At 39.1% G+C, this 14,516-nt stretch carries 9 protein-coding genes; 4 read left to right on the top strand and 5 right to left on the bottom strand.

The genetic code is table 11. The features are described from left to right. Positions 1-33: 33 nt before the first annotated feature. Both FDK13_RS22925 and FDK13_RS22930 read right to left on the bottom strand, forming a co-directional pair. Complete coding sequence (locus FDK13_RS22925) at positions 34-1,305, bottom strand: acyltransferase family protein (RefSeq protein WP_170982886.1); 1,272 nt, start codon at positions 1,303-1,305, stop codon at positions 34-36. A 95-nt stretch (positions 1,306-1,400) separates the two neighbouring features. Then, positions 1,401-1,967 carry a GNAT family N-acetyltransferase gene (locus FDK13_RS22930; protein ID WP_137342340.1) on the bottom strand — a complete coding sequence of 189 codons (567 nt, stop codon included), beginning with the start codon at positions 1,965-1,967 and terminating at the stop codon, positions 1,401-1,403. Between the two features lie 296 nt (positions 1,968-2,263). Between FDK13_RS22930 and FDK13_RS22935 the strand changes: the two genes are divergently transcribed. The 4 genes from FDK13_RS22935 (at position 2,264) to FDK13_RS22950 (ending at position 9,959) form a co-directional block, all read left to right on the top strand. Further along, on the top strand, positions 2,264-3,388 hold the full coding sequence (locus FDK13_RS22935) for a Gfo/Idh/MocA family protein (RefSeq protein ID WP_137342341.1): 1,125 nt from the start codon (positions 2,264-2,266) through the stop codon (positions 3,386-3,388). 1,276 nt (positions 3,389-4,664) lie between these two features. Then, positions 4,665-5,141 carry an IS200/IS605 family transposase gene (tnpA, locus tag FDK13_RS22940; RefSeq protein WP_137342416.1) on the top strand — a complete coding sequence of 159 codons (477 nt, stop codon included), beginning with the start codon at positions 4,665-4,667 and terminating at the stop codon, positions 5,139-5,141. 43 nt (positions 5,142-5,184) lie between these two features. Then, positions 5,185-8,913 carry a PVC-type heme-binding CxxCH protein gene (locus FDK13_RS22945; protein WP_137342342.1) on the top strand — a complete coding sequence of 1,243 codons (3,729 nt, stop codon included), beginning with the start codon at positions 5,185-5,187 and terminating at the stop codon, positions 8,911-8,913. Between the two features lie 167 nt (positions 8,914-9,080). Then, positions 9,081-9,959 carry an AraC family transcriptional regulator gene (locus FDK13_RS22950; RefSeq protein WP_137342343.1) on the top strand — a complete coding sequence of 293 codons (879 nt, stop codon included), beginning with the start codon at positions 9,081-9,083 and terminating at the stop codon, positions 9,957-9,959. Positions 9,960-9,980: 21 nt separating this feature from the next. On the opposite strand, the gene FDK13_RS22955 is transcribed toward FDK13_RS22950, so the two are convergent. From FDK13_RS22955 to FDK13_RS22965, 3 genes are all read right to left on the bottom strand, one after another. Beyond that, a complete protein-coding gene (locus FDK13_RS22955; protein ID WP_137342344.1) occupies positions 9,981-11,783 on the bottom strand; it encodes a M61 family metallopeptidase in 1,803 nt (600 codons plus the stop codon). Positions 11,784-11,834: 51 nt separating this feature from the next. Further along, positions 11,835-14,003, bottom strand: coding sequence for an ArnT family glycosyltransferase (locus FDK13_RS22960; RefSeq protein ID WP_137342345.1), 2,169 nt, complete (start codon positions 14,001-14,003; stop codon positions 11,835-11,837). 129 nt (positions 14,004-14,132) lie between these two features. Continuing rightward, a complete protein-coding gene (locus FDK13_RS22965) occupies positions 14,133-14,318 on the bottom strand; it encodes a hypothetical protein (RefSeq protein ID WP_137342346.1) in 186 nt (61 codons plus the stop codon). Positions 14,319-14,516: the final 198 nt, after the last annotated feature.

The raw sequence follows: 14,516 nt of genomic DNA on the forward strand, positions 1-14,516 counted from the left end.
TAAGAGCAATTTAGACAAAAAACTTACATTATTTTACACCTTGAACACCAGTTTGTTCCGGTAAAGAATATACAAAATCACAAACCATAAAGTCAGATAAGTAAGTGCATAAGCCAACGAAGCGTTGATAGGATCTGAAAAAAGCGGAGATAATTTAAACTCGTAAAAGTAAACCTGCAAGCCAATCGGCTCATGTGCCGGATCATTTGGATATGCCACTTTAATTCCACTTAAAACTCTTGGAATAATCCCGGAAAAGAAAAATACAACCATGGGATTTACACCAAAAATCACGAAAAATTTCGTCCAGCCGGAAATGCCTAAAACGTCAATAACGTAATACAAAATAACAAGGCAAAGTGACGCGATACCCGCGGCGTACAACACGTATGAACTCGTCCAAAGTGCTTTATTAATTGGAAAAACAGTATTCCAGATTAAGCCAATAACAATTCCCGAAATCGCTCCAATGAAAAGATAGAGCGCTTTTTTGTCTTTTGAAAAAGAATTTGTCAGCAATGTTCCAACCAATAGTCCGGCAATACCAGTTCCAATAGCAGGAAGTGTGCTAAGAATTCCTTCCGGATCCCAGGTTTTGGAAGTTATCCATAAATGGCCGGGAAGCAGATAATTATCCAGCCAGGCAGCCAGGTTTGTACCTTTTTCAAAGTTGGGTTCTCCAACGCCTGGCACCGGAATTAACGTCATTAACGCCCAGTAAGTCAGTAAAACGGTTACACCAAAAATCGCCTGCGTTTTCCAATTCGTTTTGAGATATAATATTGAAACAATAAAATAGACGATAGCAATTCGCTGTAAAACGCCCGGAATTCTGACGGTTTCATAATCTTTAAATCCACCAAAGGCCAGAATCATCATGATGACGAAAACTGCCAGTGCTAAGTAAAATTGCAGTTTTTTGTCATAATCACTAAAAAGTGCCACAACGATTATGGCGGTCAAAATAAGCCGAAATCCTAAGAGCAGTAAACCTTCAAGCCCAAACGCATGGATCTTTGAAAAGAAATATAAAAACATACCGAGACAGAAAATCCGTATCGTCCGTGTTATTATTTTTTGAAAAGAATTCGCGTTCAGGATTTTTTGCGGCGTGGCTAAAACCACGGAAACACCTACAATAAAAAGGAATGTTGGGAATACCAGATCAGTCGGTGTGCAGCCGTGCCATTCTGCGTGCAAAAGCGGTGAATAAACGTGTCCCCAATCGCCGGGATTGTTGACTATCGTCATGAGAATAATGGTCAGTCCGCGCAGGACGTCCAACGAAATAAGGCGGGTTTTCATCAAGAAATTATTCTATTGTTAAGGTTAGGAGAACACAAGTTAATGCTTTTTCAAATCTTGAATGAAAAATACCGCTAAATCTATTTAGTGAAATTCTATACCATTATTTTATCATAATCTTTTACCATATGGAAATATTGATGACCCATGAAATCCCTTTTCCCCGCGTCATAAAATCCGAGATTCGTATACAGTTTCTTCGCTGCCGGATTATCCAGATCAACAATTAATCCGATCCGTTTATGACCCAGATTAAAACCAAGCTCACAAAAAGCGTTGATTAATATTTTTCCAATTCCTTTGCCCTGCTGATTTTCATCAACATTAACGCAATCCAGATAATATTCGCCAGCTTCCGTTTCATCATTAGGGGTAAAATCCGGATCTGATTTCCTCAACTCATCCAGGATCGGTTGCCTTAATTCGTGCAGGCGTTTTCCGTCATAGCCCGTTACAGAACCTACAACGCCCATCTCATTTTCATAAACCAGCGTGTTAACATAACTATACTGATTGTTTTCCATTCTGAAAAACATTTCAAAAAGCGGGATTGCATCTTCATGATTTTCGGAATTTGCAAAAATCCCGGCGATATGTCCCATAGCTAAAATCATCAATGGTGCCACGGTAATTGCATCAGCAGGAGTAGCCGGTCTTACCATATTTTTTTATTTATAATTTAGATTGAAATATTCCTTTGATCGATTTTCAGTTATAGCTATATTTTGCTTAAAATAGATTTAAAACTTAAAAAAAAGTCAAAATACAGTCATTACTAATCAAAAGAAAGAAAGTTTTTAGCATTATTTTGCTGTAAAATTGTATTGTTAATAAATGAGTTACGGTCCAACCCTGCGCTCTTTTTCATCAGAATTGGAAATATCCAGAAATCTGTCTTTTCAAATTCAAAATCTGAATTTGAAAAGGAACAAACCGAATCTTTAATCCTTTACTTTATATGTCACAACAAATTAACATTGCTATTGTTGGTCTCGGCTTTGGAGCCGAATTTATTCCCATTTATCAGCGTCATCCCAACGCTAATATGTATGCAATTTGTCAGCGTACAGAATCGAAATTAAATGCCGTTGGCGACCAGTATGGCATTGATGTGCGCTACACAAGTTATGAAGACCTTTTGAATGACCCAAAAGTTGACGCTGTCCATATCAACTCCCCTATTCCAAACCATGCTGAACAAACATTAAAAGCATTACGCGCAGGAAAACATGTGGCTTGTACGGTTCCTATGGCAACCAGTGTTGAAGATTGCATGGAAATTGTGAAGGTTTGTAATGAAACCGGTAAAAAATATATGATGATGGAAACCGTGGTTTATGCACGTGAGTTTCTGTTTGTGAAAGAATTATATGAAAAAGGAGAACTGGGTAAAATACAATTTTTGAAAGCCAGTCACCAGCAAGATATGGAAGGATGGCCTGACTATTGGCCAGGTTTGCCTCCAATGCATTATGCAACGCATTGCGTTGGACCAGTTGCCGGATTATTGAAACTGGAAGCTGAATATGTTTCCTGTTTTGGATCAGGAACGATAAGCGAAGATCTGGCGAAGATTCACAATTCTCCTTTTGCTGTGGAATCTGCACATATAAAATTTAAGGATAGCGATTTGTCGGCTTATGTATACCGTTCACTTTTCGATGTTGCCCGCCAGTATCGTGAAAGTTTTGAGGTTTACGGAAGCAAAAAATCTTTTGAATGGCCATTGATTGAAGGCGAAGATCCTGTGATTCATACGGCTAAAAAACCGGAACACGAAATTGCAGAGCATGTGAAAACCCCTGATTATGCACATTTACTGCCTGCTGAAATTCAACAATTTACAGGTCATGGTGTTTATGATGCGGATGATAATTCACATCTTTCGTTTGTTCAGGGTGGCGGACACGGAGGTTCGCATCCACATTTGGCAAATGAATTTATTTCAGCATTGATAGAAGATCGCGATCCATTCCCTAATGCATGGCAATCGGCAAACTGGACGAGTGTTGGGATTTTGGCACATGAATCTGCTTTGCAAGGTGGAGCATTGATTCAGTTGCCGGATTTTAAAAATGCGTGAGAATTTTCAGTTAAAATTGAAGCGTAGTCATTGAATCAATTATTACGGTGCTCCGCACCTTGGCTTGGTTGGTGGAAAATTACTTCTCTACAAATATTTCGGTGCTCCGCACCTGACTGAGTATTGCAATATTGCTGGTAGTAACAAAGGTGCAGAGCACCGAAATATTTGTAGAAACAATCATTAACACAAACCGAGCCGAGGTGCAGTGCACCGAAATATTGCTAGAAACAATTATTAACACAAACCGAGCCAAGGTGCAGAGCACCGAAATATTGCTAGAAACAATTATTAACACAAACCGAGCCGAGGTACAACCCACCGAAATATTTGTAGAAACAATCATTAACACAAACCGAGCCTAGGTGCAGGGCACCGAAATATTTGTAGAAACAATCATTAACACAAACCGAGCCGAGGTGCAGGGCACCGAAATATTTGTAGAAACAATTATTAACACAAACCGAGCCGAGGTGCAGAGCACCGAAATATTTGTAGAAACAATCATTAACACAAACCGAGCCTAGGTGCAGGGCACCGAAATATTGCTAGAAACAATTATTAACACAAACCGAGCCTAGGTGCAGGGCACCGAAATATTGCTAGAAACAATTATTAACACAAACCGAGCCGAGGTGCAGAGCACCGAAATATTTGTAGAAACAATCATTAACACAAACCGAGCCGAGGTGCAGGGCACCGAAATATTGCTAGAAACAATTATTAACACAAACCGAGCCAAGGTGCAGAGCACCGAAATATTTGTAGAAACAATCATTAACACAAACCGAGCCAAGGTGCAGAGCACTGAAATATTTGTAGAAACAATCATTAACACAAACCGAGCCAAGGTGCAGAGCACCGAAATATTTGTAGAAACAATCATTAACACAAACCGAGCCGAGGTGCAGGGCACCGAAATATTGCTAGAAACAATTATTAACACAAACCGAGCCGAGGTGCAGAGCACCGAAATATTTGTAGAAACAATCATTAACACAAACCAGGCCAAGGTGCAGAGCACCGAAATATTTGTAGAAACAATCATTAACACAAACCAGCCAAGGTGCAGAGCACTGAAATATTTGTAGAAACAATCATTAACACAAACCAGGCCAAGGTGCAGAGCACTGAAATATTTGTAGAAACAATCATTAACACAAACCAGGCCAAGGTGCAGAGCACCGAAATATTTGTAGAAACAATTATTAACACAAACCGAGCCGAGGTGCAGAGCACCGAAATATTTACGATTCACACACTATATCAAATTGCAATGGCAGACACTTACACACAACTATACATCCAAATTGTTTTTTCTGTTAAGGGCAGGGAAAGCCTAATTAAAAAAGCCTGGAAAGACGAATTGTACGCTTACATAGGTGGAATTATAACGAAACAAAAATCGAAGTCACTGGCTATAAATGGAATGCCGGATCACATTCATATTTTTATCGGATATAATCCTGTCATTTCAATACCGAATTTGGTTGAGGAGATTAAAACATCATCAAACAAATTTTTGAAAGAGAAATTCAAAGCTTTTGGCTTTAATTGGCAAAAAGGATACGGTGCTTTTTCATACAGCCGATCACAGATTGATCCTGTAATAAAATACATAGGAAATCAGGAAATGCATCACAAGACACGTACATTTAAAGAAGAGTATATTAAGATGTTAAATGATTTTGAAATTAATTATCAGGAGCAATATCTGTTTGACTTTCAGAACATTTCAACTTGGGACAATTAGAATTCAAAGAGTAGGAAATACAAAAACATATTTTAACAATTAAATGAAAACCAGAGCCTTATCCTTTTTACTTGGTATTTTCCTTTTGGGATGTGCTGTCCATCAATCCTCACAGACAGCGGCTGTGAGCAAAACAGAGGCCAAAGGCCGCAGGATTGAGGTATTATTCCTGGGTGATACCATCGGTCATCACAAATCTTCTGAACGTGTTCCTCAAATCATGGCCGCGCTAGGGCCGAAGGGAATAAACTTCACTTACACGGACGATTTGAATGATCTTAATCCCGAAACATTGAATAAATATGATGCATTAATGCTTTATGCAAACTGGGATTCTATCGCTCCACAGCAAGCAAAAGCATTACTGGATTATGTTGCGAGTGGAAAAGGTTTTGTCCCTGTTCACTGTGCTTCCTACTGTTTCCGTAATAATCCGGAAGTTGTAAAGCTGATCGGTGGGCAATTCTGGAGACATACCTGGGATACTATTCAGCCGGTTTGGACCAAACCCGATCATCCTGCCATTGCGGGTGTAAAACCATTTAAAACGGTTGACGAAACGTATTTGCATAAACTATTACAACCTGATAATGTAATTCTTACGGAACGCATTATCCAGAAAGATCAGGCAAAAGACAAACCAGGCGCCGAAAAAGAACCGTATACCTGGGTTCGTACGCATGGAAAAGGACGCGTTTTTTATACAGCTTATGGCCATGACGAACGTACCTGGGCAACACCTGGTTTTCAGGATTTATTGGAAAAAGGAATTCTTTGGGCTGTTAATGACGATGCAAAAAAGGCTTTTGTGGCTTTGGCTCCAAAACCGTTTGAATATCGTGAAGCAAAACTTCCCAATTACGAACAGCGTCCTGGCCCGCAATTACAGCAATTGCCACTTTCTCCGGAAGAATCGGTTAAGCATATCCAGATTCCGGTAGATTTTACGCTGGATGTTTTCGCCCACGAACCCGACGTTATGCATCCGATCGCGATGACCTGGGATGAGCGCGGAAGATTATTTGTATTGATCACAAAAGATTATCCAAACGAGCGTAAAGATACCGGCGGAAGCGATTATATCCTGATTTGTGAAGATACCAACAAAGACGGCAAAGCTGATAAATTCACAAAGTTTGCTGATGATTTGAGTATCCCTACCGGATTGGTTTTTGCCAATGGCGGTCTGATCGTTTCTCAGGCGCCACATATGCTGTTTTTACAGGATACCAATGGCGATGATAAAGCTGACGTGAAGAAAATTCTTTTCACAGGATTTGGAACTGGCGATACACATGCAGGACCGTCCAACATGCATTACGGTTTTGACAACTGGGTTTATGGATCGGTAGGATATTCCGGTTTTAAAGGAAAAGTTGGAAAAAGCGATTCCCTGGATTTCGGACAAGCACTTTTCCGTTTCAAACCAGACGGTTCAGATATGGAAATCGTTGCTAAAACTTCTAATAATACATGGGGTTTAGGTTTCAATGAGGCTGGTGATTTGTTTGGATCAACTGCTAATAACTCTCATGGCTGGTACAGCGCTATTCCAAATCGTTATTTTGGAGCGAGCAAGGTTGATAACGGAAGTCGCAGTACGGATACGCATAAAGACATGCAGCCGATTACGCCAAAAGTACGTCAGGTGGACGTTTTTGGTGGATTTACAGCTGCGGCGGGACAAAACTTTTACACAGCCCGTGCATTTCCGAAAAAATACTGGAATAATGTAGCATTCGTTTCTGAGCCGACCGGACACATTCTTCACCAGAATATGATGGTAAAAAAAGGAACGGATTATGAAGATAATCTAGGTTTCAACCTCCTTGCAGGAGCTGACGAATGGGTAGCTCCGGTTTTTGCCGAAGTTGGACCAGACGGAGCTGTGTGGATTGCTGACTGGTATAGTTACATTATTCAGCACAATCCAACACCAAAAGGTTCTGAAAATGGACATGGAAATGCATATGAAACTGATTTACGTGATTTCACTCATGGTCGCTTGTACCGTGTAGCATGGAAAAAGGCACCGGCTTATACGCCGATTTCTTTAAGCAAAAGTCGCCCGGAAGAATTGGTTGCTACGTTGAAAAACAACAATATGTTATGGAGACGTCACGCACAAAGATTGTTGGTTGAACGTGGACAAAAAGATGTAGTTCCCCAATTAATTGCTTTGGTTAATGATAAATCGGTAGATGAAGTTGGTTTGAATACGGCTGCGATTCATGCATTATGGACTTTACAAGGATTAAATGCCATTGAAGACCCAACAGTTTTAGCTGCTGTGACTGCTGCATTAAAACATCCGAGTAACGCTGTTCGTAAAACAGCAGTTCAGGTTTTACCACGCACAGTTGCAACCGGAAAAACTTTACTTGCTGTTGATGCCTTACATGACAAAGAACAATTAGTAGTACTAAACAGCCTTTTGGCTTTTAGTGAAATCCCATTGACGCCTGAAATTGAAATCGCCGTTTTAGGATTGCTTGATACATATGCACAGGCAGATGACCGCTGGATGCCGGATGCTTTCGCTGCAATTTTAAACTCACATGATGGAAAACTTCGGAAAGATTATTTAGCTGAACGTGTGAAAAAGGCAAAATTACAAAAGCCTTCCACTATTGGCGAAGACAAAACAGCTATGGATCATTCCAAAATGAACCATGATGGTCACGAAGCAAATAAAGTTACCGTTCAGGGTTCTGCGGAACTGGCGATCACGAATATTACTATTGAGCCAGTTACGCCATACGTTCGTGAATATGCAAAAGTGACCATTGAAATTACTAATCAAGGTAGCGTTGCGGTTCCCAAAGATCTGGTTCCGGTTGTAAATGTTGGAATTAGAAGTCGTTCTTTGAATTCTAATTATGTTAGCCGTCAGCTTGTTAATGGCATTGCTCCGGGCGAAACCATTAAACTGACAGAAGGAAATAACGGTCCGTGGAGAAGCACTTTCGGATTTACATCCGATGAGGCAGGAAAAGTAAATGTTACTGCCACAGTTGATGTTGATAACGTTGTTCCTGAAAAAGACGAGAATAAAAATAACACATTAACCAAAAGCTTTGAAGTTAAGCGCCTGGATCGTTTGTCTGACTTTTCGTTGGAACGCGCTGCACGTGGCTATACTTCTTATGCTACCGGAGGTGAAGTTATCGATCTTATCAATACCGCACAATATCTTGATCCGCAAGGAAGAAATGCTGTCATGAAAGGTGTTTTGGGTGCATGGAATCCAAAACGTACAGAAACAGCAACCGCTGCCGATCGCACTTTCCTTGCGACTGTAAAGGCAAATACGCAGGATGATATGAGCTCGAAACTTACCGTTCTGATGGAATCTTACGGTATCAAAGATGAGGTGGCGTCGGATCCTAATGTTCAGATCGTTCGTATTAAAGCGATTCGTGAAGAGATGAAGTTCAGTGTTACCGAGTTTACCGCTGTTGCAGGAAAAACGGTTGAAATTGTTTTTGAAAATCCGGATGCGATGCAGCATAATATGGTTATCGGGAAACCAAAAACAAAGGAAATTATCGGAGCGGCAGCTGATAAAATGATCACGGCAAAAGACGGTGCAGAGAAAAATTATGTACCGAACATTCCGCAAATTATCGCTTCAACACCACTTGTAAATCCTGAACAAACTTATCGTCTGCGATTTGTTGTTCCAAAAGATCTGGGCGACTATCCTTACGTTTGTACATTCCCGGGCCATTGGAGATTAATGACAGGTGTTATGAAAGTTGTTAAAGAATAAAGAATTACTTCTAAAAAATAGCCATCACCAAAAAAGTGATGGCTATTTTTTTGTTCAATATTAAGCAATAGTATACCAATATTAACCTAAACAACATTATAACATTCAACAAATAGATAATTTTAGCATATTTAATTACCAAAACGTACAATTAAAATTACCCCATTATGAAAGTTGTTCAATTCACTATTCCCGTTGCCAAGGAAAGTACGATTGTAGTTCAGGATAATGTTATACCACATTTCTACAATCACCTGCACCGGCACCCGGAAGTTCAGATAACCTGGATAAAGGAAGGAGAAGGAATGCTCATTGCCGGAAATTATATGCAGCGTTTCAAACCGGGTGACGTGTACATAATCGGAGCAAATCAGTCACATGTTTTCAAAAGTGACGATGCTTATTATGATCCTTCACAAAATAAGATCGTGCACGAGATCTCTTTTTTCTTCAATCCCGATCATCTTTTCCAGAATCTGTTACGACTTCCTGAAATGGGTGCGATAAGGAAATTTGTTGAAGGCGTACACAACGGTCTGCAAATTCAGGAAAATTCTTATGAATTGGTAAAAAAAACGATGACAGAAATAATGGAAAAAGCCGACAGCTTGCGAGTGGCTTCTTTCATTGAACTGCTGCATCTGTTTTCTACATTGAAAAACAATAAACCCTTGTCAACCAACAACAACGAGCAAATTATGTCTGATGTTGAAGGAATAAGAATGGACCAGATCTTCCAGTTTGTGGTTGGGAATTATAAAAATCATATCACACTGAATGAAGTCGCCTCCATCGCGAATCTTACGCCTCAGGCATTTTGCCGTTATTTCAAAAAACATACCGGCAAAACGCTGATCAGTTTCCTGAATGAAGTACGGATCAATGAAGCTTGTAAGATTGTCGTTTCGGGTAAATTTGATAGTTTTTCCGATGTCTCCTATAAAACAGGTTTTGATAATGTTACCAACTTTAACCGTGTTTTTAAAAAGACAATCGGAAAATCTCCACGTGAATATCATCGTGATTTCTTCAAGAAACTTCTCTGAAATAATCTTGTAAAACGGACATTATTTTAACCAGTCTTTCAGGATAGCCGTCTGCAATTTATCAGGATTTGGAACCGGAGTAATTGCAAAGGATCGCTCGGATTTTGTTCCTAACACAATTGGATAAGCGATTTTAGTATCATTTTTTATCAGATTCAGGGTCATTTTTTCTCCTGCCTTTTTATCTTCAAAAATATAAGCAATACTGGCTTCCGTAGCAGGCTTATCATCTACTTCAACGATAACATTTCCTCTGCGAACACCCGCTTTCCAGGCCGGAGAATCCCAGTCTACGCTCGAAACTTTCAAACTGTCATTTTGAAATTTTGCTTTTATTCCTAAATACGCTCCTGGTAATTGTTTCGGTGTCACATCAATATTCAATCCTGCATAATTGAAATACTTCACATAATCCAACTCCTTAGTTGTATATACGTAATGGAAAATTTCATCCAATGAAGCTCCCGCCACTTTCTCACAAACCTTCCTGAATTCCGTTTCTGTAAAACCGCGGTTCTGTTTTTGGTAAAAATCCTGATACAAAGTGCGCATCACATCGTCCAGCGATTTTTTATTATTTGTTTCGTGCCTGATCTTCAAATCCAGCATTAAACCAACAATCGGGCCTTTAATGTAATAGGAAATTGTTTTATTAAATTCATCACTAACTCTGCCGCTCGGCCCTTCCGACCAGGTTTCTGCACTGGCTTGTGCTAATGACTGATACAATCTTCCCGGTTGCGTTTCCAAAGCTAAAATCAAAGCTTTGTAGGCGTCCAAAACTTGTGTCTGCGTCATCAGACCTGCACGGTTCAAAACAGGATATTCATAATAAACCGTCAATCCTTCGGAAACCCAAAGCATGTTGGTTTTGCTTCCCTTATCATAATTGAAAGGCCCCAGTTCCACCGGACGAATCCTTTTTACATTGTAATGATGAAAATATTCGTGCGTCAAAAAGCTCAATATTCTGAGACGTTTTCCAGGATCATTCAGGAGTTTTCCGTCAAAACTTACCGCGGTTGAATTCAAATGTTCAATACCTCCACCTCCCGGCCCGATAGCCAAAAATGTATAATGCTTGTACGGCATATCGCCGATAATAGCAGAAGCCGCTTCAACCATTTTTTTGATATCCTGCATGAATTTCACCTTGTCAAAATCGCCCATTTTATAACCTATAAAACGATGTGGAATTCCTTTGACTTCAAATGCGGGCAACTCTTCAAGATTTCCTATCAAAATTGGACTATCGTAAAGGATATCAAAATCTGGTGCAGAATAAGTAAAATCCTTTCCAGGAATCAAATCAAGTCCGGTTGCTACATCTTTCCATTTGTCAAAAGGCTTAATGGTTATTTCAGCAGGTCTTTTTATCTCGTTTTCAAGATACATGCATAAGCCGGCGGGAATGATGTAACCATGTTCCTCATCTAAAAAACTGGTCCCGACAAACTCTCGCATTGTCAAAACATCATATTCAACATGTAAGGAAGTCGCTTTGGCTTTTTCCACATGCCATTCATTTTTACCTTTTTTATCAAAAAACAGCTTAGTTCCTGCTTGATCCGTAACCTGAAAGTTGCTGACAAAAGATTCAAAATCCATGATCTGATAATATCCTGGCGACCATGCCGGCATTTTCAATCTGGATGTTTCATGTGCCCCCACCTTACAATCCATTACCACATGAAAAGTATGATTCGCCGGATTTGCCATCGTAATTGTGAATTGAACGGGATCTTGGGTTTGTGCAAAAATAGTCACCGATTTAAGCAGCAAAACGGTCACGATAATCCAGTGAAAATGGAAATTTCTTTTCATGTTAAAGTAAAAAACAGATAAAACGAATCAATTCTTAAAGTAAACAGATTTTCAGTACAATAACCGTTCACAACTACTATTTTTAAGCTTAACCAGGTAAAACACAGAAGTATGATGAATTTCTGCAATTTTATTTTCGGGTACAAATTCCTTCAGCAAGCTCGCATCATCACACAAAATATAATCATAACAAAAACCTTTTTGCTCGTTTTTCAAGATAGTAAAATCTTTCAGATACCGGATGTATTTCATCTCTCCGGCATTTTTGAGTTTTAGGGATACAGCAGTCCAGTAATTATAAAACCCATTTCCATTTTTAAACAAAACCCCGATATTCTTATTGTCGCCAGTAATATGTTCAAGTAGCGGTTCAAAACCGTAATAATCATCCAGATGACTTAAAAAGTAAGCTTTGGTACGACTTGTGCCAAAAACTGTCGCTGATTTATCATCATCATAATATCCGGCGTTCTCAAGAATATCGAAAATTTTCACGCGCTCTTTGTAATCTGGTAATTTTTTTAAGGGATGACAATTATCGCCCCCCGGAAAGTCATAAAAAGCGCCCAGATTTCTTTCATAATCTTTTGACCGAACGCTGTCCGTGACACAAAATGCAATAGGAATATGCCCTAGTACTTTCTTTGTATAGTACCCGATCGGGATCAGCGCTTTGTTCGGATTCCCGTAGACAAATACGGTTGACATCAGCATCAGAGGCACTATGAGATAGCACGTTTTCCACTTTAAAATCTGGCTATACGCATAAGCAGTCAAAACAGCACCCATTGCAAAAAACGGCATGTGCGTGCGCGTGCTCCAAAGCTGAAACTTTAAGAGAGAACAAAATAATACAAATCCAAATATTGCAAAAAGCCAGAACCATTTAACATTCCACGCTCCTTTGATGAAGAACAAAGGTATGGTTGCCAGGAACATCAACAAGAGATGTATGGTGTTCGGTACCATATCTTCGTGAACAGAATAACGTACGGAAAATGGATCAAGCCTGATCGCTTTGTCATCCATGTCAACGCCAATAACCTCGTGAAAATTTTTAATTTTCGAAGTTATAAATTCGTTATAATCCGTGTTGGGAAGCCCGAGATGCAATCCAATATTTTTGACAATTCCCGATAAAGCAAACCGAACAGAACGCTTGTCGACAGGAATTTTTTCTGAGAAAAGTGCTGTATTTTCCTTCGGAGACATGACATTACCAAACAGCTGATAATTTCGGTAAAAAAATGGTGAGAATGTAAAAACAAGAATGACAATTGCTACGGCCAGAACTTTTGTGGCATATGAAATTCCGTATTGTAAAAGTATTCGAAGTGCAAAAAAAGCAGTAAAAGGAATAGCAAAAATAAAGATCGGATACTTTGTAAATCCTCCAAAAGACAAAGACAAAAGCATTCCCAGCACTGTAAGCCAGGATTTTCGTTCAAGTAACTCAAACCCGAAATACACAAAGGCAATGAAGAAAAAACAGGCTATAAGATCTACCTGAGTAGTTGTACTTTCAAAAATACCGATTGGCAGCGTAAGAAAGAAAATAATGGAAAGCAGTTGTCCATCCGCCTTCATCCCAAACCTTTTTGCCAACAGACTTATCCCGGCCAGAGAGCCAATAAATGAGCCAAACTGCACCAGCCCGACAAAATAATCAGACCCTGAAAGCAACATCGTATCCAGTACAATATATTCGGCCAGTACATTCAGGTAAAGCTGTTGGATATAAACCGTTGGAAAATGTTCAAGGTTTCCGTTATTTATCCAGGAAAGAACACGGTTGAGATGATAGTTGTGCCCGTCCAAATTATTTGGCGGAGAATAAACCGCCAGAAAGAATAAAGGAGCTATAAAAAACAAGAATGCGGCACTGGTAATTGTTCTATTGCTTTTGCTTAACCCCTTCAAGACAACAGCATTTTTTAAAGAAGACAGTTCAGAGATATTAATTTTATCTATTGATTTCCAGTAGACTAACAATCCCGATAAAGTCAAAACTTCTGTCAGCCAGAAAATGAAAATTGATGTTGAATTTAACGCATCAAAAAAGGAAAATACCTCATTGTAAACGAATACTACCCCCGCATTGACAATAAGAGAAAATATAAAAGAAACACGGATTCTGGTATATAGTCCACTTTTAACCGATGTAAGAAAAAACAGGACAAAAATTAAAAGAACTGAAAACAGAAGTAAACAAAAATTCATAAATGTTTTAAAGAGGATTAATTTCCATTATTTCAATACTATTGAATTAAGATTTGAAGATAACAGGTATTCAAGCAAAAGGCTCCTCATTGGAGCCTTTAATTTTATCCGGATGTATATAGAAATTATTTATTTTAAACTCTTCCGCACTTTGATCACAAGTTTTTCAGGTACTCCTGCGAAGTTTGAAATTTCAGCCGCAGTAAATCGCTCGACCAGGAGCAAATTTTTCACAATCTCTTCTTTTGCAATATCAATTCCTTGTTCAATTCCTTCATTTTTAGCTTGTTCAAGCACCATTTCTCTTATTCCCATTGATTTTCTATTTTCAGTAAAGATCTCAGTTTCACTATCAAACTAACATTATATCCGGAGTGAGCAAAGGTTATATAACGCTGTAAAAAAATCAGGACGTCATCATTTTTTTTCTTTGGTCTATTTTTCAAAAGTAAATTCTTGTACCCTCAATGGAAATAAAAGCTTATGAAAACAGCTTATTTTATTCAATTTTCG

Origin of the sequence: Dyadobacter frigoris, assembly GCF_005280585.1 — a bacterium.
GTDB classification, from domain to species: domain Bacteria; phylum Bacteroidota; class Bacteroidia; order Cytophagales; family Spirosomataceae; genus Dyadobacter; species Dyadobacter frigoris.

What these genes read in the sequence shown, in the direction of transcription:
- FDK13_RS22925 (WP_170982886.1), bottom strand. Translation starts at nt 1,305, where the DNA reads ATGAAAACCCGCCTTATTTCGTTGGACGTCCTGCGCGGACTGACCATT.
- FDK13_RS22930 (WP_137342340.1), bottom strand. Translation starts at nt 1,967, where the DNA reads ATGGTAAGACCGGCTACTCCTGCTGATGCAATTACCGTGGCACCATTG.
- FDK13_RS22935 (WP_137342341.1), top strand. Translation starts at nt 2,264, where the DNA reads ATGTCACAACAAATTAACATTGCTATTGTTGGTCTCGGCTTTGGAGCC.
- tnpA (WP_137342416.1), top strand. Translation starts at nt 4,665, where the DNA reads ATGGCAGACACTTACACACAACTATACATCCAAATTGTTTTTTCTGTT.
- FDK13_RS22945 (WP_137342342.1), top strand. Translation starts at nt 5,185, where the DNA reads ATGAAAACCAGAGCCTTATCCTTTTTACTTGGTATTTTCCTTTTGGGA.
- FDK13_RS22950 (WP_137342343.1), top strand. Translation starts at nt 9,081, where the DNA reads ATGAAAGTTGTTCAATTCACTATTCCCGTTGCCAAGGAAAGTACGATT.
- FDK13_RS22955 (WP_137342344.1), bottom strand. Translation starts at nt 11,783, where the DNA reads ATGAAAAGAAATTTCCATTTTCACTGGATTATCGTGACCGTTTTGCTG.
- FDK13_RS22960 (WP_137342345.1), bottom strand. Translation starts at nt 14,003, where the DNA reads ATGAATTTTTGTTTACTTCTGTTTTCAGTTCTTTTAATTTTTGTCCTG.
- FDK13_RS22965 (WP_137342346.1), bottom strand. Translation starts at nt 14,318, where the DNA reads ATGGGAATAAGAGAAATGGTGCTTGAACAAGCTAAAAATGAAGGAATT.